The organism is Nocardia sp. CA-107356, from assembly GCF_050946365.1.
Taxonomy (GTDB): domain Bacteria; phylum Actinomycetota; class Actinomycetes; order Mycobacteriales; family Mycobacteriaceae; genus Nocardia.
Genome location: NZ_CP191992.1, coordinates 5,161,559 through 5,184,620, shown reverse-complemented (window position 1 = coordinate 5,184,620; position 23,062 = coordinate 5,161,559). Strand labels below are relative to the sequence as shown.

Annotated in this window: 25 protein-coding genes and 1 pseudogene; 12 read left to right on the top strand and 14 right to left on the bottom strand. The window is 66.7% G+C overall.

The genetic code is table 11. The annotated features are described in order from the left end of the window. Positions 1–4: 4 nt before the first annotated feature. From ACQP1G_RS23305 to ACQP1G_RS23295, 3 genes are all read left to right on the top strand, one after another. A complete protein-coding gene (locus ACQP1G_RS23305; RefSeq protein ID WP_433191667.1) occupies positions 5–316 on the top strand; it encodes a nuclear transport factor 2 family protein in 312 nt (103 codons plus the stop codon). Positions 317–330: 14 nt separating this feature from the next. After that, positions 331–1,473, top strand: a complete 1,143-nt coding sequence (locus ACQP1G_RS23300; protein ID WP_433191666.1) for an alkaline phosphatase family protein — start codon at positions 331–333, stop codon at positions 1,471–1,473. 70 nt (positions 1,474–1,543) lie between these two features. Continuing rightward, positions 1,544–1,858 carry a hypothetical protein gene (locus ACQP1G_RS23295; protein ID WP_433191665.1) on the top strand — a complete coding sequence of 105 codons (315 nt, stop codon included), beginning with the start codon at positions 1,544–1,546 and terminating at the stop codon, positions 1,856–1,858. Positions 1,859–1,864: 6 nt separating this feature from the next. Here the strand turns inward: ACQP1G_RS23295 and ACQP1G_RS23290 are convergent, their stop codons facing one another. Both ACQP1G_RS23290 and ACQP1G_RS23285 read right to left on the bottom strand, forming a co-directional pair. Then, positions 1,865–2,290 carry an MmcQ/YjbR family DNA-binding protein gene (locus tag ACQP1G_RS23290; RefSeq protein WP_433191664.1) on the bottom strand — a complete coding sequence of 142 codons (426 nt, stop codon included), beginning with the start codon at positions 2,288–2,290 and terminating at the stop codon, positions 1,865–1,867. A gap of 192 nt (positions 2,291–2,482) precedes the next feature. Further along, the gene (locus ACQP1G_RS23285; protein WP_433191663.1) at positions 2,483–4,036 is read right to left on the bottom strand and encodes a succinic semialdehyde dehydrogenase; all 1,554 of its coding nucleotides are present in this window, start codon (positions 4,034–4,036) and stop codon (positions 2,483–2,485) included. Positions 4,037–4,217: 181 nt separating this feature from the next. Between ACQP1G_RS23285 and ACQP1G_RS23280 the strand changes: the two genes are divergently transcribed. Beyond that, positions 4,218–4,586 carry a DoxX family protein gene (locus ACQP1G_RS23280; protein ID WP_433191662.1) on the top strand — a complete coding sequence of 123 codons (369 nt, stop codon included), beginning with the start codon at positions 4,218–4,220 and terminating at the stop codon, positions 4,584–4,586. Between the two features lie 31 nt (positions 4,587–4,617). On the opposite strand, the gene ACQP1G_RS23275 is transcribed toward ACQP1G_RS23280, so the two are convergent. Further along, positions 4,618–5,892, bottom strand: coding sequence for a hypothetical protein (locus tag ACQP1G_RS23275; protein WP_433191661.1), 1,275 nt, complete (start codon positions 5,890–5,892; stop codon positions 4,618–4,620). Between the two features lie 187 nt (positions 5,893–6,079). Between ACQP1G_RS23275 and ACQP1G_RS23270 the strand changes: the two genes are divergently transcribed. The 4 genes from ACQP1G_RS23270 to ACQP1G_RS23255 are packed head-to-tail and all read left to right on the top strand — an operon-like array spanning position 6,080 to position 9,884. Continuing rightward, on the top strand, positions 6,080–8,551 hold the full coding sequence (locus ACQP1G_RS23270; protein WP_433191660.1) for a sensor histidine kinase: 2,472 nt from the start codon (positions 6,080–6,082) through the stop codon (positions 8,549–8,551). Continuing rightward, the gene (locus ACQP1G_RS23265) at positions 8,529–8,924 is read left to right on the top strand and encodes a roadblock/LC7 domain-containing protein (RefSeq protein WP_433191659.1); all 396 of its coding nucleotides are present in this window, start codon (positions 8,529–8,531) and stop codon (positions 8,922–8,924) included. Before ACQP1G_RS23270 ends, ACQP1G_RS23265 begins: the two co-directional genes overlap by 23 nt. Beyond that, a complete protein-coding gene (locus ACQP1G_RS23260; RefSeq protein WP_433191658.1) occupies positions 8,921–9,295 on the top strand; it encodes a DUF742 domain-containing protein in 375 nt (124 codons plus the stop codon). Before ACQP1G_RS23265 ends, ACQP1G_RS23260 begins: the two co-directional genes overlap by 4 nt. Beyond that, positions 9,276–9,884, top strand: coding sequence for a GTP-binding protein (locus ACQP1G_RS23255; protein ID WP_433191657.1), 609 nt, complete (start codon positions 9,276–9,278; stop codon positions 9,882–9,884). The genes ACQP1G_RS23260 and ACQP1G_RS23255 overlap by 20 nt, the downstream gene beginning before the upstream one ends. Before the next feature lie 306 nt (positions 9,885–10,190). Here ACQP1G_RS23255 and ACQP1G_RS23250 read toward each other — a convergent pair whose 3' ends face one another. The 3 genes from ACQP1G_RS23250 to ACQP1G_RS23240 are packed head-to-tail and all read right to left on the bottom strand — an operon-like array spanning position 10,191 to position 11,667. Next, positions 10,191–10,688, bottom strand: coding sequence for a hypothetical protein (locus ACQP1G_RS23250; protein ID WP_433191656.1), 498 nt, complete (start codon positions 10,686–10,688; stop codon positions 10,191–10,193). Between the two features lie 48 nt (positions 10,689–10,736). Next, positions 10,737–11,153 (bottom strand): NUDIX hydrolase, encoded by a 417-nt coding sequence (locus ACQP1G_RS23245; protein ID WP_433191655.1) that lies wholly within the window; start codon positions 11,151–11,153, stop codon positions 10,737–10,739. A gap of 25 nt (positions 11,154–11,178) precedes the next feature. Beyond that, a complete protein-coding gene (locus tag ACQP1G_RS23240; RefSeq protein WP_433191654.1) occupies positions 11,179–11,667 on the bottom strand; it encodes a winged helix-turn-helix transcriptional regulator in 489 nt (162 codons plus the stop codon). Between the two features lie 54 nt (positions 11,668–11,721). On the opposite strand from ACQP1G_RS23240, the gene ACQP1G_RS23235 reads away from it, so the two are divergent. Next, positions 11,722–12,525: an acyl-CoA thioesterase gene (locus ACQP1G_RS23235; protein WP_433191653.1), complete on the top strand. Its 804-nt coding sequence runs from the start codon at positions 11,722–11,724 to the stop codon at positions 12,523–12,525. A gap of 421 nt (positions 12,526–12,946) precedes the next feature. Continuing rightward, positions 12,947–13,210 carry a hypothetical protein gene (locus ACQP1G_RS23230; protein WP_433191652.1) on the top strand — a complete coding sequence of 88 codons (264 nt, stop codon included), beginning with the start codon at positions 12,947–12,949 and terminating at the stop codon, positions 13,208–13,210. Here the strand turns inward: ACQP1G_RS23230 and ACQP1G_RS23225 are convergent, their stop codons facing one another. From ACQP1G_RS23225 to ACQP1G_RS23215, 3 genes are all read right to left on the bottom strand, one after another. After that, positions 13,211–14,323: a winged helix DNA-binding domain-containing protein gene (locus ACQP1G_RS23225; protein WP_433191651.1), complete on the bottom strand. Its 1,113-nt coding sequence runs from the start codon at positions 14,321–14,323 to the stop codon at positions 13,211–13,213. A 78-nt stretch (positions 14,324–14,401) separates the two neighbouring features. Then, positions 14,402–15,352, bottom strand: coding sequence for a M56 family metallopeptidase (locus ACQP1G_RS23220; RefSeq protein WP_433191650.1), 951 nt, complete (start codon positions 15,350–15,352; stop codon positions 14,402–14,404). Beyond that, entirely contained in the window at positions 15,349–15,729 is a 381-nt protein-coding gene (locus tag ACQP1G_RS23215; RefSeq protein WP_040690485.1) for a BlaI/MecI/CopY family transcriptional regulator, read from the bottom strand. The genes ACQP1G_RS23220 and ACQP1G_RS23215 overlap by 4 nt, the downstream gene beginning before the upstream one ends. 496 nt (positions 15,730–16,225) lie before the next feature. On the opposite strand from ACQP1G_RS23215, the gene dinB reads away from it, so the two are divergent. Together dinB and ACQP1G_RS23205 are read left to right on the top strand one after the other, a co-directional pair. After that, on the top strand, positions 16,226–17,497 hold the full coding sequence (gene dinB / locus ACQP1G_RS23210; protein ID WP_433191649.1) for a DNA polymerase IV: 1,272 nt from the start codon (positions 16,226–16,228) through the stop codon (positions 17,495–17,497). Between the two features lie 332 nt (positions 17,498–17,829). Further along, positions 17,830–18,207: a PLD nuclease N-terminal domain-containing protein gene (locus tag ACQP1G_RS23205; protein WP_433191648.1), complete on the top strand. Its 378-nt coding sequence runs from the start codon at positions 17,830–17,832 to the stop codon at positions 18,205–18,207. Positions 18,208–18,227: 20 nt separating this feature from the next. On the opposite strand, the pseudogene ACQP1G_RS23200 reads toward ACQP1G_RS23205, so the two are convergent. The 5 genes and pseudogenes from ACQP1G_RS23200 to ACQP1G_RS23180 form a co-directional block, all read right to left on the bottom strand. Beyond that, positions 18,228–19,387: pseudogene (locus ACQP1G_RS23200) on the bottom strand (thiolase family protein). Positions 19,388–19,623: 236 nt separating this feature from the next. Next, positions 19,624–20,502 carry a phosphoribulokinase gene (locus ACQP1G_RS23195; RefSeq protein WP_433191647.1) on the bottom strand — a complete coding sequence of 293 codons (879 nt, stop codon included), beginning with the start codon at positions 20,500–20,502 and terminating at the stop codon, positions 19,624–19,626. Between the two features lie 44 nt (positions 20,503–20,546). Beyond that, positions 20,547–21,611 carry a class 1 fructose-bisphosphatase gene (locus ACQP1G_RS23190; RefSeq protein ID WP_433191646.1) on the bottom strand — a complete coding sequence of 355 codons (1,065 nt, stop codon included), beginning with the start codon at positions 21,609–21,611 and terminating at the stop codon, positions 20,547–20,549. Positions 21,612–21,626: 15 nt separating this feature from the next. After that, complete coding sequence (locus tag ACQP1G_RS23185) at positions 21,627–22,670, bottom strand: AAA family ATPase (RefSeq protein WP_433191645.1); 1,044 nt, start codon at positions 22,668–22,670, stop codon at positions 21,627–21,629. Beyond that, the gene (locus ACQP1G_RS23180) at positions 22,639–23,061 is read right to left on the bottom strand and encodes a ribulose bisphosphate carboxylase small subunit (RefSeq protein ID WP_433191644.1); all 423 of its coding nucleotides are present in this window, start codon (positions 23,059–23,061) and stop codon (positions 22,639–22,641) included. The genes ACQP1G_RS23185 and ACQP1G_RS23180 overlap by 32 nt, the downstream gene beginning before the upstream one ends. Between the last annotated feature and the right edge of the window lies 1 nt (position 23,062).

Here is a 23,062-nt window from a genome sequence, read left to right as displayed (position 1 = left end):
TCATATGACACAGCAGCTCGATCCCACGGTCCGCGAATTCGTCGACGCACTCAACGACAACGACTCGGAGCGTCTCCAAGCCGTCCTCACCGAGGACGCGTCCATGTCCGATGACGGGGTGGAGCGCAATCTCGCCCAGTGGACCGATTCCGAGATCTTCAGAAGCAACGGACGCATGAATGTCGAGTCCGTCGACGCCGGCGGCACCGCGCTGCTCGCCGAGTACACGAATTCCCGTTGGGGATCGATGCGCACCGCATGGCGGTTCACCGTGCGCGATGGCAAAATCAGCCGATTCGAGACCGGCCAGGCCTGAGTACGCTCGAGTTCGTGTTGGTTACGCCCCACTACGGCACGGGCTCCTTGGCGGATCTGTTTCCCTCCCTCCTCGCCGGGCTCGGCGTGCCCGGCGAGGTCGACCGGCTCGGCCTCGAATTAGTCGCCGACCAGATCTGTGTGCTGCTGGTCGACGGCCTCGGCGCGGACGCACTGGCCGCGAATTCCGAAGTGGCGCCATTCCTGTCGACTCTGACGCAGCGCACGCTGACGGCGGGATTCCCGAGTACGACCACGGTCAGTCTGAGTTCACTCGGCGTGGGTGCACCGCCCGGTGAACACGGGCTCGTCGGGTATCTGATGCACGTGCCCGGCTACGACCGGCTGGTGAATGCGCTGACGTGGCGGCTGCACGGCGCCGGACCGAAGATCGACCTGCTGCGCGATCTGGTGCCCGAGCAATTCCAGCCCGCCCCAACGGTATTCGAGCGAGCCGCGGCCGCCGGCATCGCGGTCGCGCAGGTCGCGCCGCATCTACAGGCAGGTTCCGGACTCACCCGAGCCGTGCTGCGCGGCTGCGAGTTCCGCCCCTATGTCTCCTTCGGCGATTTCGTCGACGGAGTCGCCACCGCGGTGCGCGCGGGCCCCCGCTCGCTGGTCTACGCCTATCACGGCAACCTCGACACCACCGGGCATGTGCGCGGACCATCCTCTTACGCTTGGCTTCTGGAGCTCGCGCACGTCGACCGACTGGCCGCGACCATCGCCGAGCACCTGCCGCCCGATGCCGCGCTCATCGTCACCGCCGACCACGGCATGGTGGAACTCGCCGACCGCGTCGACTTCGACACCACCGAGGTACTGCGCGACGGAGTGCGCCAGCTCGGCGGTGAACCGCGCGCCCGCCACATCTACACCCGCGACGGCGCGAGCGCCGATGTCGCGGCGACCTGGCAGGAGTACCTCGGCGCCGACTTCGAGGTCAGCACCCGTGCCGAGGCGATCGGGCGCGGCTGGTTCGGCCCCACCGTCACGCCGCGGATCGCCGACCGCATCGGAGATCTGGTGGTGGTGGCCCGTGGCCTGCGCGGCGTCGTGCGCACCGGTGCCGAACCGCTGGAATCGATCCTGATCGGCCACCACGGTTCGCTGACGCCCGCGGAGATGTATGTGCCGCTGCGCACGTTCCGCCCGTAATCGGGCCGCTGCCCTAGGCTGGACCGCGACGTCGCGGGCATCGCCGCCCGCCCAGCCGCCAGGAGGATATATGCACGCCACGCTGTTACGGACCGGACTCGGAGTCGCGGCGGTCACGTTACTCCTGGCCGGCTGCTCCGATATCCAGCGTGCGCTCAACCAGGGTGGCGACACCACCTGCCGCGACTACGTCAAGCAGGACCAGGACGGCAAGCGCATGACGATCACCAAATTCATCAAGCAGCAGACCAACGATGATCACGAGCCAGCGGGAACGGCGGTCGACGCCACGATGGTTCAGGTGGATCTGCTGTGCGGCGTCCAAGTCAATCAGGACACCCCGATCAAAAAGGCAGATATCGCGGGCATTTTCATCAACAAGTAGCGGTGGTCAGTCCGCGACGTCGTGCGCAGCCAGCCAGTCCGCCGCCCGCTTACGCGAGGCCCGTGACAACCAGGCGTCCTGGATCACCTCGGCCAGTTCCTGCTCGGTGAGTTCGCCGATTCGGCTGCCGCGCACCAGAACCGACAGATGTCCGTTGAAGTGCGGTGTGGTGAAGAACGGTGAATCCGGATCCTGCACGAGCGCGAGTTTGTCCGACTCCGAGGGCACCCAGATGACGATCACATCGGTATACCGCTCACCGGTGTCCGGATCGAAGGCGTCCGGGCGCGGGTTGCGGAAGAATACGAAGGACTTGGCGCCGACCTGGTAGACCGCATTGCCGCGCGGTCCGTCCACTCGATTGACGAACGGCATGCCAATGGCAAGTTCGTGCACGTCGGCGAGCCGGGCCCGCCGCGATACGGTCGCCATATCAGCAGCCTAGAACCCCGACCGCGCAAGCGGTTTGAAACACCAATGAAGACTGGTCGGTTTGCCGTCAAACCCTCCCCGACCCATAATGCATACGCCATCATGAGAGAGCGAATCCGCAGCCCCGGGCCGAGACCGCAAAGCCCCGCCGTCCCGCTGCAGAGCGGGACGGCGGTGTCGCGGGTGTGCGGGTCAGCGGCCGGGTAGGAATCGGAAGCCGCGCGCGAGGGTCATCAGCAACCGCTGCCACTTGTCCTGCGAAATCACGGCTGGCGCATCGAGATTCATAAATCTGGTGACAACGACGGTCTGTGGTTCGGTGAACTTCAGCAGACCGTCCGGGCCGTGCCTGCGCCCGACACCGGAAATGCCCATACCGCCCATCGGTGCGGCGGTGGTGCCCCACGCCGGTGCGTAACCCTCGTCGACGCAGACGGTGCCCGCATGCAATCGCTCGGCGATCCGCTCGCCCGCAGATTTGCTCTCCGCCCACACGCTCGCATTCAGTCCGTACTCGGTAGCGTTGGCCAGGTCGATCGCCTGCTCGACATTCTCGACCGGGTAGATCGAGACCAGCGGACCGAAGGTTTCATTGCGACCGCATTCCATCTCGTCGGTGACATCGGCGAGGACGGTTGGTTCGAAGAACAACGGTCCCAGATCCGGGCGCGCCGCACCGCCCGCGAGCACCTTCGCACCTTTGGAGGTCGCGTCGGCGACGTGTTTGGCGACGGTCTCCAATTGCGCCTCGGAGATCAAGCTGCCGATATCGGCCGAATAGTCATAGGCGGCACCGAGTTTCGCGGCCCGGACGGCGGCGACGAACTTCTCGGTGAATTCAGCGGCGACGGCTTTCTCGACGTACAACCGCTCGATCGAGATGCACAGCTGTCCGGCGTTGGAGAAACAGGCGCGCACGGCGGTCTTGGCGGCCCTATCCAATTTCGCGCCACGGGTGACGATCATCGGGTTCTTGCCACCGAGTTCGGCGGAGAAACCGATGAGCCTGCGCCCGCACTGTTCGGCCAGGGCGCGCCCGGTCGCCGAGGATCCGGTGAACATCAGGTAGTCGCAACTATCGACGATCGCGGTGCCGACCACGGTGCCCGGGCCGGGGACGACGGCGAGCAGGTCACGGGGCAGCCCGGCCTGGTAGAGCAGCTCCGCGCTGGCCAGCGCGGAGAACGGGGTCTGGCTGTCCGGCTTGACGACCACCGCATTGCCCGCGAGCAGCGCCGGGATCGAATCGCCGATGGACAGCAGCATCGGATAGTTCCACGGCGCCACCACACCGACCACACCCTTGGGCTGGTGACGCACGCTCGCGCGGTTGAGCACCGGGAATGCGCCGGGCACGCGGTGCGCGTCGAGCAGGTCGGGCGCGACCCTGGCGAAGTAGCGGGCCGCGAACATCAGCCCCATGATCTCTTCCTGGGCGGCCCAGCGCGCCTTGCCCGTTTCGGCCTGGATCACGTCCATCAGGAATTCCCGATGTTCGATGACCAGTTCCCGATACCGCTCGAGCACTGCGGCCCGGTCCTTGGCCGAGCGCACAGCCCACCGGGCCTGTGCCGCGCTGGCCTTACCGACGGCGACCGCCACGTCCTGGGCGGCGCCCACCGGCACACTGCCGAGCGGCTTGCCGGTGAAGGTCTCGGCGATCGTCTTGCGCGCACGCGCGGCCGGATCATCGATTGCGGCGAGCGCACTGAGACGGTCGAAGACTTCGGCATTCGGCGCGGGCATCGGTGCCTCCTACTTGTGAGTAACCCCGGGATACACACAACATACGCCGCGCGAGGTGCCCGCAGCAGCCGCTGGCCCGCGGTTGACGCAGAACGACGCCTATTCGGCCGAAACTGTCACGTTTCGCGGAGATGATTTGTCTCATGGACACCCCCGCCGACGACGAACTCAGGGAGGAATCATGAATATCGCCTTGTGGATCGGACAGATCCTGCTGGCCATCGTGTTCACCGCATCCGGGATCGCGAAATCCACGCAGTCCAAGGAGAAACTGGTCGAGATGGGCCAGACCGGTGTCGCGGTGTTCCCGAAGACGGTCGTGCGACTGACCGCCTACAGCGAACTGCTCGGCGTCATCGGGATCATCGTCCCCTGGTGGACCGGGATCGCGCCGGTGCTCACCCCGCTGGCCGCCGTCGGTTTCGCGATCGTGATGATCGGCGCGATCACCTCGCACATCCGCCTGCACGAACCCCGCAATATCGCGATCACCACGACGATCCTCATCATCGCCGTGCTGGTCGCCATCGGCCGCTTCGCTGGCCTGTGATCACGGTGACGAGCTGACCGCCGAATTCGGTTCAGGCGCCGCGTCTATCCCAGATGTGTTCGAGTTTCGGGCCCAGCTCCAGACCGATTTCGCGTTCCGCCTTCACCGAACGGGCCAACAGCTTGCGTGCGCTACGGAACGGCAACCGGTCGACACTCCACCCCCACAGTCGCTCGTTGACCATCTTGAAGGCCTGCTCGGTCGCGGTGCCGACAATCGCGCCGCCGATCGCACCGGGCGGGCCCGCGACGATGAGTCCGCCGCCCGCGCCGAGTCCGGCGCCGAGGGCCTTCGGCAGCACCTCGATCACGACGGAGCGCAACAGTTCCAGGCGATCGCGGGTGGAGTCGAGTTCGGTGACCACAGCGTCGGCCGCCTCGGTAAGGGCGCGGCGGGCCCGCTCGGAGCGATCGGCGTCCTCAGCGGCGAGTTCGGCGCGCAGTGTCCGATAGCGTGCCACCGCCTTGTTCTCACGCAGATCTTTGGCACGCCGCAGCAGGGCCTCCGGGCCGCCGCGGGTACCGTCCATCGTTTCCACGAGGTACGGAAGAAATGAAGGCGTCCAGGGCAATTCGTCGTCGCGCCAGCCGTCGCCAGCGGTGCGGCAGCGTCGGGCGAGTTCGGCGAACACCTCCGCCTCGGTGGCCGCGCGCCGGTTCGCCGCGCCGGTGCCGATCGCGCCGATCACCCGGCTGCGCGACGGCGATACGATGTGCGGTGCGCCGATCTGCTGTGCGTAACCAGTAAAGACCAGATGACCTACCAGAAAGCGCGCCAACTGCTTATCGCGCTCGTCGGGCAGCTGCGGGTCGAGATATTCCAGTGCCGGATGCCATTGGTAGCGCATACCGTGCAGCGTGCGCAGGATCTGGTCGGCGACGCCGCCGGGCACGAAGGGACCGTGTGCCATCCGATCCTTGATCTGTTCCAGCGCGGCGGCTTTCGTCCGCCCATACAGATCGAGCGCGACGTCGACATGGACCAGCGTCTGCTCGCCGTCGGCGTTCATCGCGCTCCCGAGACCGTCGCGGTACGTCATCTCCTCGACGTCGAAGGTGCTCGGATAGTTGAAGGCAGGCAGCTTGTCGTGCAACACGATCAGGTCGAAGAACGTCGCCAGCGCGCCCAGATCCGCTGCGATCACCGACCAGCGATCCGACCCCGCCGCCCTGCCCTCCAAAAAGAACTGGCCCACCCGATACACCAGCGGATCGACCACCACCGACAGCCCCTGCGGCGCAAGACTTTCCCACTCCCCGATGCTGCCGACGCGAACGTATCGCGGGCCGATCGGACCGGCGTTCATCTCCTTGGCCGCCTCTCCACACCATCGCTGTGCGCCGAATGTGCAGCGTAACTCGGGCCACCCCAGTGCACCAGAGGCCTTGCCTGAGCCCATCTTCCAGAGTGCAGCATCATCCAGAATGTCAAATCCTGTCCCGCTCACCGGGACACGGGCAACGAAACGGTCACAACTGGTTTAGGTTATGTCGATGTTCAGAGCGAGGCTCGGGGTCCGAACGCGGATTCTGGCGATCGCGCTCGTCCCGAGCCTGACTCTGCTCGTGGTCGGCGTGGGCGCGGCGGGATACCTGGTTGCCGAGGGAAATAAGGCCAAGGACTGGGCGTCGCAGAATCAGCAGGCGATTCCCTCGACCCGCGAATTGCTCGAGGCCGTCCAAAGTGAACGGCAGCTCACGCTGGCCGCGCTCACCGGCGACGAGACGGCGGCACCCGCGCTCGGCGCGGCCCGGATCCGGCTCGACAGCGCACTGAAGGGCCTCATCGAGGTATCGGCTGGGCTGCGCGCGGTGGACGATTCGAAGATCGGCGATAACGCCGCCAACTTCATGACGCTCTCGACGTCGATGACCCAGGTTCGGACCGCCACCGATGCGGGCGCACTTCCCCTCCCCGATGCGTACAACTTCTACAACCGGCTGCTCGATGTCATCTCCTTCGGTACCGAGATCGCCGAGCAGACCGCGCCGGACGCCGAAATCGGCGTCCACATCGCCGACGGTATGCGGATCTTCCTGGCTACCGAGGCGATGTCGCGCAGCAACGCGCTCGCGGCCATGATCGTCAATGCGAACGGGCCGACCCCCATTCCGATCGAGGAGTTCCTGCGCCAGACCGGCTTCTACCACACCGAAGTCGGCAATCTGGCGGGCGAACTCGACCCGAAGCAGCAGGAGAGCCTGCACTCACTGATGGCCGGTCAAGCCTGGCAGCAACTGACCGCCATGGAAAATGCCCTGACCCAACGCAATATGACCATCTCGAGCACAACCTCCACCGGCACCAGTTCGAGCGGAACTTCCAAACAGACGACGCCGCCTGCACTGCCGCTGAGCACGCAGGAGTGGCACAGCGCCGCCGCAGAGGTCAACCGCGGACTGATCGACGTCTGGATCGACCAGAACAAGTATTCGCAGAAGCTGGCCGAGGACACGGCCGCCGACGCGGCCGCGAACTCCGCATGGGCGGGCGGCGGAGTCGTGGTGGTCAGCCTGTTGGCGTTCGTCATCGCGATCGTGCTGGCAAACCGGATCATCCGCAGGCTCAAGCGACTTCGCGGCGAAACCCTGGCCCTGGCCGATGAGCGCCTACCCGAGCTCATGCGGCGACTGGGCGAGGGCGAGCTCATCGATCCCGATGCCGAGGCGGCGAACCTGGACTACGGTTCCGACGAAATCGGCCAGGTGGCCAAGGCATTCCAGCATGCGCACGCCGCGGCCGTCGCGGGTGCGGTGAACGAGGCCAGGACCCGCGAGGGTGTGAAGGCGGTCTTCCTCAATATCGCCCACCGCAGTCAGATCGTGGTGCACCGGCAGCTGGAAATCCTCGACAAAGCCGAAGAGCGCCAAGAGGATCCGATCCTGCTGGAGACGCTGTTCCGGCTCGACCATCTCGCCACCCGTGAACGCCGCAATGCCGAGAACCTGATCATCCTCGGCGGCGGCCGGCCGGGTCGGCAGTGGCGCAATCCGGTGCCGCTGATCGATCTGGTGCGCAGCGCGGTCGGTGAAACCCTGGACTACGCACGAGTTCGGGTGGCCCGGCTGCCGGAGACGCATGTGCTCGGCGCCGTCGTGGCCGACCTCATCCATCTGCTCGCCGAACTGGTGGACAATGCGACCTCGTTCTCGCCGCCGCAGTCGCGGGTCGAGGTGACCGGCAATGTGGTCGGCAAGGGTGTGGTCGCCGAGATCAGCGATCAGGGCATGGGTATGCCCGAGTCCGAGATCACCAGGGTCAACGACATGCTGCGCCAGCCACCGGATTTCGGTGTCGCGGCGCTGTCGGCGGACTCTCGTCTCGGCCTGTTCGTTGTCGCGCAGCTGGCTGCCCGCCACGGTGTTTCGGTCCGAGTGACGGAGTCCGATTACGGCGGCATCCGCGCCATCGTCCTCATCCCGGCGGCCCTGCTCGCCAACGGAACCCCGGCGCTCAGCTCGGGTGCCGAACCTTTGGAATCGGTGCGCAGGCGACGGCACCCGGTCCCCTTCGTCGACTCCTCCCCCTACGGTGTCGCCGAAACCGATTCCGCGGTTCTCACTGCGCCGCCGCTCGCACCGCCCGCGGCGGAGCCCGAGCCTCCGGCGAATCCGCCGCGGCCCACATTCGAGGCGCCGCAGCCAACGGGGTCCGATACCAGGCCCGCCCTGCCGCGCCGCAATCGGCAGGCCAGTATCGCACCGCAGTTGGCGCAGCAGGCCCCGACGGAACCGCCCGCCGAGCAGCCGCCGGAGCGCGAGCGTTCGGCCACGCAGGCCCGAGATCTGATGTCGGCCATCGAAAACGGGACCAGGCAGGGGCGTCGCGCAGTGCCCGACGCCGCCCTCCCCGATACCGTGGTGCCCGAGGTGGCCACCACCGAGCATTTCGGCGCGTCGCCCGCGCCGACTCACAATTCTTCGGATGAACAGGAAGGCAACGGTGACTTCTTCCAGCCCCGGTGATCTCAACTGGCTGCTCGATGATCTGGTCGATCGCCTCGCGGGCGTGCGCTATGCGGTGGTGCTGTCCACCGACGGCCTACTGCTCGGGCGTTCGACCACGATGACCCGCGAGGACGCCGAACACTTCGCCGCCATGTCTTCCACTCTCTACGGCCTGGCCCGCAGCGCCGGCGCCCGCTTCGACGGCGGCGGGGTCCGCCAGGCGGTGATCGAACTCGACCGCGCCGTGCTGTTCGTGACCTCGGCCGGAGACAACGCCTGCCTCGCGTTACAAGCCGCCGAAACCGCCAACCTCGGCATGGTGGCCTACGAAATGAACGTCACCGTCCAACGCGTCGGCACCTACCTATCGACCCCCGCCCGACTGCCATGACACACCCCGGTGGGCAATGGTTCGACGAAGACGCCGGTCCCCTGGTCCGGCCGTATGCCCTCACGCGTGGGCGGGTCATGGGGGCAGGTCATGACCTGGACATGCTCACCGTGGTCGTGACGGCCCATCCGGCGCCCACCCTGCGACGCACCGAACCCGAATACACCCACATCGTGGGCCTGTGCCGCCTCCCGCAGTCGGTCGCCGAAGTGGCGGCACACCTCAAACTCCCCCTAGCGGTAACCAAGATCCTCGTCGGCGACCTGATCGGCGAGGGCCACCTGATCTTCCGGGCACCGGTACAGCCGGACGCGGGCCCCGGCGATCTCAACATATTGCGAGCGGTACTGGATGGCATCCGAAAACTTTGACCCGACCCGCCCCGGTGCGACACCGCATCTGGCCGCCTCGGTCAAAATCCTCATCGCCGGTGGCTTCGGCGTCGGCAAAACCACCATGGTCTCCGCGATCAGCGAAGTCGCGCCGCTGCGCACCGAGGAACTGATCACCGAGGTCTCCACCGGCATCGACGACCTGTCCGGTGTCGAACACAAGACGACCACCACCGTCGCCTTGGACTTCGGTCGCATCACCATCGACCAAGACCTGGTCCTCTACCTGTTCGGCACCCCCGGGCAAGACCGATTCTGGTTCCTCTGGGACGAACTGTCCCGCGGCGCACTCGGCGCGGTCGTGCTCGCCGACACCCGCCGCCTCGGCAACTCCTTCGCCGCCGTCGACTTCTTCGAACGCCGCGGACTGCCCTTCCTCGTCGCGGTCAACTGCTTCGACCACGCCCCCGTCTACACCATCGACGAGGTCCGCGACGCCCTCGACCTCGACCCCCACACCCCCGTCCTACTCTGCGACGCCCGCGACCGCACTTCCTGCAAAGAAGTACTGCTGAACCTGGTACAACACCTCATCGAACGCGCCGGACGGGCACCGGTCGCCACCTAGTGGTATGCGCGGCGGGTGCTGAGGTGCCGGCCGGTGATGCTCGACTTTCCAGTCGTCGAGGCAACCGACGAGTCGGCGTTCGGTGTGTTCACCGAACGCCGTTTCGAGGGTAACCAGCCAGATCCCGTCGTACTCCAGTGGACCCGCCACGATGCGCACGTGATTCACGGTGCTCGCTCATTCCTTCCACCGGGTCAGCGCGGGATCCTCCGCCGGATCGGTGTCACGGGTCTGCGCGTCGAAACCGATTACCGCGCGGGTGTTCTCGGCGTCGGCGTCGGTGTGGAACTTCATACTCGACCCCTGTCAGATCTGATGTAGCCAGGAAATGAAGAGCAGCACGCCGCCGACGGTCAGCAGCAGCGAGACCGGGAGCGGCCACCATGGGCCGTCCCGGCCGAGTAGTCGGCGGGTCAATCGCACCTGCACCGCACCGAATCCGGCCAGCAGCAGACCCCACGCGGGCAATAGGCCGATCCCGAGCAGCGCGTGCACCACCCAGGCTCCGGCCAATGTCGGACCACCCCACGAGTGCTCCAGATCGTCGGCGGCGATGAGTGGGTAGAAGGTTCCGCGCACCGCAGCGGCGGTCGCCAGGAACGCCAGAAACCAGGTCAGCACGCCGACCGCGGCGGCAAGCATCGAATGCACAATCGCACGCACCGCCAAGGCGTCTCGCGGGGCGATGAAGATGCCGAGCATCCGACGCGGGACCCGAAACCGGCTCGCGATGGGGCCGAGACCGATCACCGGCGCCGCCAACGCGTATGCGGCCCAACGCAACAGTGTGCGAACCGTGGTCATGGCATCGACCGTATCCCGCGCACCGCCCCGGATGGGTGAGCTAGCACATCATGCCAATCGGCCCGCGTCGACGAGATCGTCGAAGAGCAGCTGATCCACCGGCGGCACCAGTGCGCGGTCGGCGTACGAGAACCAAGCGACCTCTTCGATCTCACTGCTGGCCGCGAGCGTGCCGTGATACTCGGCGGTGTAGCAACTCATCCGGACCACCACATCGGTGGTGGGTCCGTGCAGCGCGGCCTCGTAGGTCCCGACGTGGGCGGCGGTCTCCGGGAGCAGTGCCACGGTCAGCTCCTCTTCGATCTCGCGTAGCAGCGTCTGCAGATCGGACTCCGCCCCCTCCCGTTTGCCACCCGGGATGTAGAAGATGTCCTTGCCTTTCGGGCGCGCGCACAGAATGCGTCCGCCCTCGATGCGCACCCACGCGACCGTGTCGATCAGCTGTGCCATTCGCCCGTCCGCCACCGCCGCAGCCTAATGGACGCACCGCTCAGTGGGCGTGCTGGAGGCTGGCGGGCAGGATCGAGTGCTCGCCCGCGCCGGGACCGTCGACGGGACGCAGGTCGCGCCCACGCACCCGCTCGCCGCATTCGGCGCAGACCGGTTCGATCACCGTGGTCTTGCCGCAGCTTTCGTGGACCGCCTGCACCGGCGGACCGTCCGGTGCGGCCCATTGGTCGCCCCATTGCCGCATGGCGTTCACGATGAGCCACAGCGAGCGCCCTTTCGGCGTGAGCTGATAGTCGTAGCGGACCGGATTCTCCTGGTAGGGGACCTTGACCATGATGTCGTGCGCAACGAGGTGTTCCAGGCGCTGAGTGAGCACATTGCGCGCGATGCCGAGGCGCGCGCGGAAGTCGTCGAAGCGGGTCACCCCGAACAGTGCGTCGCGCACGATCAGCAGCGTCCACCACTCGCCCACCACCTCCAGACACTGGGCGACCGAGCAGTTCATCTCGTCGAAGCTGGTCCTGCGCATGAACCTCAGCATAGTCGGTTGCTTCAAAGAACTCACTAGCCTATGGTTCGTTTCATGATGCAACTCACTGGTCGGCTGGGTGACGAGTTCGCCCTGGCCGAGACCGACTACCGCATCTGGCGGGCCCAGATCGATAAATCCTGGCGGGGCTGGACCGGCCCGCACGGTGGTGTTATCGCCGGACTGCTGGTCGAGGTCGCGCGGCGCGCGGGCGGCGGCGACCTCCCGGTGCGCGCGGTGGATCTGCGATTCCTCGGCCGACCGGCCGATGGGGTGCTCACCTTCCGAGCGATCGCACATCCGGTAGGGCGTAGCACCTCGGTCGTCGAGGTAATGGCCGATCAAGAGGGCACATCCGTCGCATCCGCCGCGGTCACCTTCGGCCGGACCACGCCCACCCAGGTGCCCGATCTCCGGCCGACCACCGCGCCGCAGGTGCCCGCGCCCGATGACTGTGTACCGTTCCGGCTGCCACCCGAAATCGTGCCCGTCGGAGCGCATTTCGAGATCCGCCCGGCCGCGGGACCGCTGCCGCTCACCGGCGCGGACGAGGCATGGATGTGCGCGTGGATCTCGCTGGTGCCGGAGCTGGCGACCGATGCCGCGACGCTGGCGGTACTCGCCGACGCGCTACCGCCCGCCGTCTTCCCCACCCTGTCCAACCCGATCGCCGCGCCGACGGTTGCGTTCTCGATGCATCTGCACACCGACCTGGCCGGGCTGACCCATCAGCCGGTCCTCGTCCGCGCGACCAACGCCAGCACCGGCGGCGGTTGGTCGGTCGACGACATCGATATCTGGGATCGCGGCGGCGCGCTCCTCGCCTCGGCCCGCCAAACCCGCCGAGTGCTCGGCTGAATCGGAGACATAGTCGTGAATTCCCTAGTTCCACCGCAGTTGGTACGTCGCCGTGGTGGCCGGACTCATCGGCTTTGCTGCGCGGAAGCCGCAGCCGAGCAGCTGGGGCTGGGGCAACGCTTCAGGTCCGGCGATCGGACCCGACCCAAGGAGCTCGAACAGCTCATTCGGGGGTTGCGGACCGCCGCGCGGCTGGTCCCAAGGTGGTGGCAGACTTGCCGACGAGCCGAGTCGCGCGTCTCCATAATGGCCTCGCAGACGCTGGCGATCGAGCGCACCGCCCCTAAAATCGGACTTTCGTCCCTGCCGCTTGGGACCGAAGACCCTGCTCCCGAGCCCGCCCAACCGGCACCGTGATTATCGGGGCGCGGACAAACCGCCGAGCCGCGGCCCATCATCATCGGCAACCGGAGGCATCATCGTGAGCGACGCGTCATATCACACCAAGCCCGGCGAGAGCTCGGCCGATCCGCACAGCACTCCGAGCATCGTGCTCTTCATGTTCGGCCTGCTGGGCCTGGCATCGACGCTGACCGCGGCGGCGTTCGGACTCCCGGATTGGACCAAGCTCGGCGCTGCCACGGCACTACTGTTCCTCGCCAGCTTGGCAATGTTCGTCCTGGAATTCGAACGGCAGCGCCGTCTGGCCGCGCGCCGTACCGGTACCGAAACCGCGCCCGAATAGCTACGCCACGTGCACGGCGAACCCGCTGTGCCCGATGGCCGCCGCGACGTGATCCGCAGCGGCCTTCAGGTCACGGGTCGGGGGTAGTGAACCGTCGAAGGTGGTGACGGACAGATCGTTGCCGCCGATCTCCCAGGTGCCGGCGATACGACCGCCGATGACCAGGATCGGGGAGATCCACCCGGCCGCCCGGCTCACCCGAGCGCGATGTGCGGCAGGCAGCAGTTCAGTATCGCCGGTGCCGGGGCCGAGCACGTATTGGTCGAAGGCACCCAGCAGATGGACCGAGGTGCACAGCGGCTCGGTGGCGGCGAGTTCATCGGCGTGTTCGGTGAGCACATAGGAGCGACGGCCCGCGATATCGACCTCGGTCAACACCTCCCCCAACTCCGAAAACCACCGCCGTACCACCGTCTTCTTCAGACTGTTGCGGCTGAGCCAGGCATCGAAGGATTCCGGGGTGGCCGGACCGTAGGCACCGAGGTAGGCGGTGATGGCCACCGGTGCGGCGGCATCCGGATCGGGCAGGCCGCGCCAGCCGCGGATCAGGTGGGACGGACTGGTGAAGGTCACGCGGTTGCCCTGCGCCGGACCGTGACATAGCGCGCCCTGCCAGGCCAGCGGCTTGAGCAGCGCACCCCAGCCCGAGCGCAACTCCGCACCGAGCCGATGGAAGGCGGGATCGGCGACCAGCGCATCGACCAGTTCGTCACGGCTGAGCACAACACCATCCAGGACCTGCGACACCGCGTCGACCAATGCCGCGACCTCCGCCGGGGAGGCGCCGAACGTGCGCTGCCAGGTGGGCTTTTCCCAGGTGCGGGCCGAGCCGATCAGCGAAAGGACCGCCGCCGCCAGCTCCGGGGCGAGCGCATGCAGGGTGCCGCGCATGGCCCAGGTCTTCATCACGGTGCCCCCGGCCAACTCCGGTAGCAGCGCACCGGGTTCGGGGGTACGCCGCCGTAGCGCTACCGCGAGGTCGGCCGCCGCGGTCACCTGGGCCTGCACACCGCACAGCCGCTCGACGATCTCGGTGACCCCGATATCGACTCCCAGCGTGACGTATTGCCTGCGCAGTCGCCATGTGAAGACCTGATCCCAGGTGAGGTGCACCTACTTCCCCTCCTTTGTGTCCAGCCGACCGGCGTGCCGCGGATTCGGACGGGCGCCGGATTCGGCCCAGGACCCGATTCATCCCAGCACTGTGGTGCAGAACAGTACTCCGACAGCGATTTCCAGTAGGCCGATCACCGTCGCCGCCATCACGGCGAGCAAGGCTGTCCGGTTGGTCGCGCGCCGCACCGGCCCGACGGGCGCGGCCAAGCGCTCGGCCCTTGCCAGTACGGCGGTAGCCGCGGCGCTCAGCGCGCCCGCCGGGACCGGACCGGTCGCGCCCACGATCGCGAGCAGGCCGCCCAACAGCGGTTCCGGCCCATGTCGGCGCGCGGCCGCATCGTCGGCGCACATCTCCAGCAGCCGACCGATTTCGCCTACCCCGTCGGTCAGCAGACGCACTCCGGGCAGGGTGATCGCGATGGCGCGCAGTAAGCCGAGCAGCGCGCCATGGCGGCCGCTCAAATGCGCGTGTTCGTGCGCGAGCACCGCGGTGAGCTGTTCGCGGGTCAACGCGTCGACCGCGGCGCTGGTGACGACGATGGTGTCGGGGCGTCCGGCCACGCAATAGGCCTGGCGCTCGGAGGAATCCAGCACCACCGCACCTACGCCCGGCATGCGGCGGCCGACCATCCGCACAGCGTGCCCGTGCGCGCGGGTTGTGCGCCGCAAGCGCAGCATGGCTCGCGAGGCGTGCGCCAGCAGGCCGATGACGGCGACGGCGACCAGGGCTGCCAGTGTGAGGGTTCCCAATTGTGCGATCAAGCCGCCGTGCAAGTGGACGGGCGTCGATAGGACTGTGTAGGAGTCACGCAGTGTGTCGGCGGGATGCCGGCAGAAGGTGGCGAATTCGACGATCAGCAGTCCGGCCGCCATGGCCCACGCGCCGAGCACGCCCGCGATCGCGACCAGCCAGGCCAGTACACCGAGCCGGGGCGCGACGCCGCGCCTGGTGAGTCTGCGCAGCACGGTCGGGCCGAAGGTGGCCACCAAGCTGCCGTAGATCATCAGGCTCACCGCTATGTTCACGGCGCCTCGGGCGTCTTGCGCGAGGTCAGCCGACGCAACGCGGCACGCAGCCCAGCCGACTCCTCCTCGCTGATCCGATCGACGAAATGGCTGAGCACCAGATCCGAGCGGCCGCCGGAGCCGAGCGCCTCGAGCATGAGTCGGGCACTGTGTTCCTCACGGGTGAGGGTGGGCCAGTATCGGTAGGCCTTGCCCGCGCGTTCGCGCGCCAGCCAGCCCTTGCGATGCAGGTTGTCCATGGTCGACATGACCGTGGTGTAGGCGATACCGCGTTCGGCGGCCAGTTCGTCGAAGATTTCGCGGACCGTTGTGGTCTCCGCGTCCCGATCCCAGATACGGTCCATGATCACCGCCTCCAAATCCCCGAAACCACGCACGATGTCGACTCCCTCATCACTACTGGACGTCTCTGACGTCCCAGGGTAGCTGGCCACGCTCATTACTACGTAGTCATACCGTAGATTCGCCGCGCGGAAATCCGCCGCTTCGCTCGCCCCCCGCTCACACCGACCGAAGACCGCGAACTCCGACTCGTTCCAGCAAGCGCGCCCGTCGCGTGCTGTGACCGATCGACGCATCTGTCACCGACTGCGGCGCCCGAGCCGGCAGTTGTTACTGCGCTGACCGAGAAGAGGTGTAGCCGAGATTGCTCAGAGCATTTAGCTGTTCGACCGGTCTGCGGGAGATCACAAAAGTGCCTGGAGTCGACCTGTCCAGTCAGCACGGCAAGCAGAAAGGCAACGCACGACATGGTGTGCGGCCCCCAGCATGGGCCGCGGCCGCAATGCCGAAGCGGAAGGAGTCGGTGAGGGCCGAGCACGCGCGCAGCTGGCAACCCTTCTTGACGCGCTACCGTCCGGTCTATGCGAACATATGTTCGTGTCCGATGTCGCTCGCCCACCGCACCCCCAGGTCAGCGGTGCTCGCGCGCGATCAGGACGACCGCGGATCCAGGCGCGAACGGAGGCGTCGATTCTGCATGCGGATCTCGACTCGTTCTATGCCTCGGTCGAACAGCGTGACAATCCTCGGCTGCGTGGGCGTCCGGTCATCGTCGGGGGCGGGGTGGTGCTCGCGGCCAGTTATGAGGCGAAGGCTTTCGGGGTGCGCACGCCGATGAACGGCGGTGCGGCGCTACGGCTCTGCCCGCATGCCATTGTCGTGCCGCCGCGCATGTCGGCCTATGCCGAGGCGAGTAAGTCCGTCTTCGAGGTCTTCCACAACACCACACCGATGGTCGAGGGCATCTCGATCGACGAAGCGTTTCTCGATGTGAGCGGACTGCGGCGGATCGCTGGCGAACCGATCGAGATCGGGCGACGGCTGCGGGAGGCGGTCCGCGATCAGGTCGGGCTGCCGATTTCGGTCGGCATCGCCCGCACCAAATTCCTCGCCAAGGTGGCCAGCGCGGTCGCCAAACCCGATGGTTTGCGCCTGGTGCCACCGGAACTCGAACTCGATTTCCTGCATCCGCTACCCGTCGAAAGACTCTGGGGCGTTGGTGAGGTCACCTCCCGCACCCTGCACGAACACGGCATCACCAGGATCGGCCAGCTTGCCGACCTCGGCGAGTCACCGCTGCGCGCGATCCTCGGACCGGCCGCCGCCCGTCACCTGTATGCCCTGTCCTGGGCCCGCGACCCGCGCCGCGTCGAGACCGGCGTCCGCCGCCGTTCCATCGGCGCCCAACGCGCACTCGGCCGCCGCCACCGGCCGCCCGATGAGATCGAGGCCTACCTGCACGGCCTCACCGACCGCCTCGGCCGCCGACTGCGTGCGGCCGAGCGCGTCTGCCGAACCGTGGTGCTGCGCATGCGTTTCGACGATTTCACCCGCGCCACCCGCTCCCACACCCTGCCCGAGGCGACCGACCACACCGAGACGATCCTGCATGCCGCCCGCACTCTGCTCGGCACCGCGATGCCCATGATCCAGGAGCGCGGCCTCACCCTTATCGGCCTGGCCCTGACCAACCTCGACAATGCCGACGCCGTCCAACTCACCCTCCCGCTGGAACCCCGCGCCACCAACACCCTGGACACCACCCTCGACGACCTGCGCCGCCGCTTCGGGTCCGCCGCCGTCACCCGCGCCGCCCTGATCGGGCGTGGCGAAGGTCTTTCGGTACCGCTGCTGCCGGACTGATACTGCAACGGCACTCGGGCGCATCTCATCTACACCGCCGGCGAGGCGTTGCTGCTGTCTCCGCTGACCGAACTGAGCATGGCGGACGCGCGAAAATTCTTCGAACTCCGCTATTTCGGCGCTCTGACCACCATCCGAGCGGCAGGTCGACGGGTCCGGCGATCCCGGCCAATCGTGCAAATGCAGCGCCGAGCCGCCCGAACACACCCCGGACCCACTGGCCCGCGCCGTGTATCCTCCATGCGGGCCGGTTCGGCGGGGGGTGACCATCGAACTTCGGAAACCGCGGAAGCACAGGCCCGCAACTCTGCCGCGCACCCGAGGAGTTCTCGATGCCCTACGCAATACTCGGCCTTATCACCCTGGCCCTGTGGGTCTACTGCCTGGTCGATATCGTCACCTGCCCCGACGCGGGCATCCGCAACCTGCCCAAAATGGGCTGGCTCATCATCGTCATCCTGATACCGACCGTAGGCGCGCTGCTGTGGCTCTTCGCGGGTCGCCCCCTGCACGAGGGCCGCCCACGCGCCACCACCCGTTACGCCGAATACGACCGCCCCGGCCGCCGCGTCCCGCAGAACCCGGACGACGACGAAGCCTTCCTCCGCGGTCTGCGTGAACGCGCCGAATCCCAGCGCCGCGAAGCCCGCCGCCAAGAGGAAGAACGGAAGCGCGAGCTGGATCGGCGCGGCGAGCAGGGCGAACTGTAACCGTCAGCGGCGCAACGGAATCAGAGGCGCTCGATGATGGTGGCGTTGGCCAGGCCGCCTGCTTCGCACATGGTCATCAGGCCGTAACGGCCGCTGGACTGTTCGAGGTGGTTGACCATGGTGGCCAGGATGCGGGTGCCGGATGCGCCGAGGGGGTGGCCGAGGGCGATGGCGCCGCCGCGCGGGTTGAGTTTGGCGGGGTCGGCGTTGAGGTCGTGCTGCCAGACGAGCGGGACGGGGGCGAAGGCCTCGTTCACTTCGTAGGTATCGATGTCGTCGATGGTGAGACCGGCCTTGGCCAGGGCCTTGCGGGTGGCGGGGATGACGGCGGTGAGCATGAGCAGCGGGTCGTCGCCGGTGACCGCGAAGGAGTGGAAACGGACGCGCGGGCGCAGACCGAGGGCGTTGGCCTTTTCTTCGCTCATGATCAGGGCGGCGGAGGCGCCGTCGGTGAGGAGTTGCCGGGGGTGATCGACCATTCGATCTCCGGGAAGCGCGCCTTGAATTCGTCAGCGGCGAAGGCGGGGCGCAGACCGGCCAGCCCTTCGGCGGTGGTGGTGGGGCGGATGGTCTCGTCGGCGGTGAGGGTGCCCGCGGGGACGAGTTCGTTGTCGAAGCCACCGGCCGCGGCGGTGTCGGCGGCGAGCCGGTGCGAGCGGGCGGCGAAGGCGTCCAGGGTCTCCCGGTCCAGCTTCCAGCGCTGAGTGATGATCTCCGCCGAAATACCCTGTCCGATAAGGCCTTCCGGGAAGCGGTGGACCAGCGGGCCGCGGTTGGCGTCCTTGCCCTGGGCATTGGAGAACATCGGCACCCGGCTCATCGACTCCACGCCACAGGCGATCGCGATGTCATAGGCCCCGGCGATGACGCCCTGCGCCGCGAAATGCGCGGCCTGCTGGCTGGATCCGCACTGCCGGTCGACGGTGGTGGCGGGCACCGACTCCGGGAATCCGGCCGCCAGCACCGCGGTGCGCGAAATATTGAACGCCTGCTCCCCGCTCTGGGTGACGCAACCGCCGATCACATCGTCGACCAGCGCGGGATCGATGCCGGTGCGCTCGATCAGCGTCCGCAGCACCCCCGCCAGGAGCGTCGCCGGATGCACATCCGAGAGTCCACCACCGGGTTTCCCCTTTCCGGAGGGTGTGCGGACAACGTCGACGATGACTGCGGATGTCATGACGGCTCCTTGCTGTGTCTACGATCGCCCATGCGAACGGCGATTAACTTATGACACTGTACGCCGAGCCGCCGCACCCCCGCGACCCCCCGGGGTTCGCGCGCGAGCCCCAGGCCTTACCCGACACTGAGCACCGCCCTTGGCGCGCACCATGATCTCTCGGTCCCGCTTCACCTCGCACCGCGCCGCACATACTCCGGATTCCTTCCCCGATGACAAGGCCGACGCTACGCCGATCAGCGAGAACGCTTGGGGCGCTTGTCCATCAGGCGCAGGATGAGAGGGGTGAAGATGAGTTGCATGGCCAGTTCCATTTTGCCGCCGGGCACGACTATGCAGTTGGGGCGGGACATGAAGGAGTCGTGCAGCATTGACAGTAAATACGGGAAGTCGATGACCTTGGGGTCGGCGAAGCGGATGACGACGAAGCTTTCATCGGCGGTGGGGATGGTGCGGGCGATGAAAGGGTTCGAGGTGTCCACAGTGGGGACGCGCTGGAAGTTGACGTAGGTGTGGGAGAACTGGGGGCAGATGTATTTCACGTAGTCGGGCATGCGGCGCAGGATCGTATCGATCACGGCCTCACTGGAATAGCCGCGTTCGGTTTTATCGCGGATCACCTTCTGGGTCCATTCGAGGTTGACGATCGGCACCACCCCGACCAGCAGATCCGCGTATTGCGCGACGTTCACCGAATCGGTGATCGCGGCGCCGTGCAGACCCTCGTAGAACAGCAGATCGCTGCCGGGTGTCAGGTCCTCCCATGGCGTGAAGGTGCCAACAGGTTGCCCATAGGGTTTGGCCTCGAACTCGTCGTGCAGATACTTGCGCACCGAACCGACGCCGGTCTCACCGTAATCGCGGAACAGTGTCTCCAACTCTTTCAGCAGATTCGCCTCCTCACCGAAGTGCGAGAAGGTGCGATTGTGGTTCTGCTCGGCCTCGGCCATCGCGAGTTTCATCTCGTTGCGGTCGTAGCGGTGGAACGAATCCCCTTCCACGATCACCGCATTGATACCTTCGCGGCGGAATATCTCCTGGAAGGTCCGTGTGACGCTGGTCGTTCCCGCACCGGATGATCCGGTGATGGCGACGACGGGATGCTTGACCGACATGGCACCTCCTCGATTGCCGGACAGTGTTCGGTTTGCGGTGGCATTCAGCGACCGGCCGGACGGAACAGCGACCGGGAACCGAACAGTGAGCTGTCGAAACTCGGCCCTTCCTCGGGCTCGCTGTGATAGCGCTCGATGCGCTCGACCTCATTGCGCGAACCGAAGATCAGCGGCACCTGCTGGTGCACCTGCTCCGGCGGCACCTCCAGCACCCGGTCACCGCCCGTGGTCGCCCATCCCCCGGCCTGTTCGACGATGTAGGCGATCGGATTCGCCCCGTACAGCAACGAGACCCGCCCGGACCGCCGGGTGTCGTACGGGTACAGATAGACCCCGCCGCGGGTGAGGATGTGGAAGGTGTCCGCGACCAGTGACGCGACCCAGCGCATATTGAAATCCCGCCCGCGTGGCCCGTCCACACCGTCGAGGCATTCGTGCACATACCGGCGCACCGGCCGCTCCCAGAACCGCTCATTGGCCGCATTGATCGCGAAACCCGAAGTGTCCTCCGGGATTCGCATCCGCGGATGGGTCAGCACGAACGCTCCGATCTCCCGATCGAGGGTGAACCCGTCGACTCCGCTGCCGGTGGTGATCACCAGCATGGTCGCCGGCCCGTACAGGGTGAATCCGGCGCAGACCTGACGCACGCCCGGCTGCAGAAAGTCATCGACGCTCGGCGGCGCACTGTCCGGTGCCCGCAGCACACTGAAAATGGTTCCGACAGGCAGGTTTACATCGATATTCGAGGATCCGTCCAACGGATCGAAGGCCAGCAGATATTTACCGCGCCGGTGCACATCGGGCACCGGATGGATATCGGTCATCTGCTCGGACAACAGCGCCGACAGATGCCCCGTCCATTGGGTCTCGGCCACCATGATGTCATTGGCGATGGCGTCGAGTTTGCGGTGCACTGTCGGCGGCAGGTTATCCGGTTCGGAGGCGCCGAGGGAGCCGACGATGGCGCCCCTGGTCACCTGGTTGGCGATGATCTTCGTCGCGGTCGCAACGACATTCACCAGAGCAGAGAATTCACCGGACGATCCGGGATGCCGGTGTTCCTCCTCGATCGTGTACCGGGTGAGGGTCTTCAGTCCTTCTGGCATGAGTTCTCGATCTCGTCACGCGGGGGCCCTGGCGGTCGGCCCATCCGGCTGTTGTGCCCGGAACACACTGCTGCCGTAGACATCCCCGTCGGTCAGCGTGATCAGGTCGGACTTCGTGAGCGGTCGCCGCAGCTCGACCAGCCGCTTGGCCTGCCGTAACCGGCAGCGGTCCAGGGCATTGCGTACGCTGCGCGCATTGGAGAATCGAGGCCTGGTCATCCGCAGCGCGAGATATTCGCCGAAGGCCGCGGATCCGGTGTCGTCGAAGCGGAAGTTGTCGCGCGCCACCATGAGGTCGGCGATGCACACCAGTTCGTCGTGGGTGTAGTCGCTGAATTCCAGATGATGGGCCACGCGCGAGGACAGTCCCGGGTTGGCGGAGAAGAATTTCTCCATCCGATCCGGATAGCCCGCGAAGATCACCACCAGGCTGGTGCGTTCGCTTTCCATTTCCTGCAGCAGGATTTCGATGACTTCCTGCCCGTAATCGCGTTCGTTCTCCGGGCGGAACAGGTAGTACGCCTCGTCGATGAATAGCACTCCCCCGGCCGCCTTGGCGAGGGCTTCCTTGGTTTTGGGTGCGGTATGCCCGATGAACTGGCCGACCAGATCGTCACGGGTCACCGTGTGCACTTTGGGTTTGCGGATGTAACCGAGCGCGTGCAGCATCTGCGCCATCCGCAACGCGACGGTGGTCTTACCGGTACCAGGGCCACCGGTGAAGCTCATATGCATGGTGGGCCGGGAGGCCTGCAGGCCGAACTGCTGCCGGGCCCGATCGATGAGCAGCAGCGCCGCGATCTCGCGCACCCGTCGCTTGACATTTGCCAGCCCGACGAGTTCGGCATCGAGCCTGGTCAATACATCCTCGACGTCGTTGCCCGCGATATCGGTGGACAAATCCAACACCGCGTCGTCGGCCAGCTCCTCGCCTTGCGGCGGTGCGTCCGCTGGCACCGCGCGCACCGGCCTGCCGTCGTCGACGCCGGGCCGGTGCAATCGGAAGCCGCTCGCCGCGCTCGATCCTTCAGCCGCCATACCGGGTACCAGGCCGTTCATCGGTGGCATAGGACCGCAGTCCGTAGATCTGGCGCCGGTCCGGGCCCTCGGTACGGGTCAGCAGGAAGCCTGGTTCGTCGGCGGGGCGCTGCACCAGGAAACTCAATGCGGTGGTCTGCCTGCCGTAACGGGCATCATAGGCGAGCACCCGAATGTAGTGCCGCGGAAAGGTATTGCGGCAGGCGTCGATCTCGGCGAGCACACCGTCGGGCTCGTCGAGATCGAACAGCGGCAGCCCCCACATCTCCCAGTAGGCGTTGCGAGGGTGCGGGTCATCGGTGTACTCGATGGACACCGGCCAGTTGTTGAGCAATGCGTAGCGCACCTGGGCGGCGATCTCGGCGTCGGTGAGTTCGGGCAGGTACGAGAAGGTTCCGTGACGCAGATACATG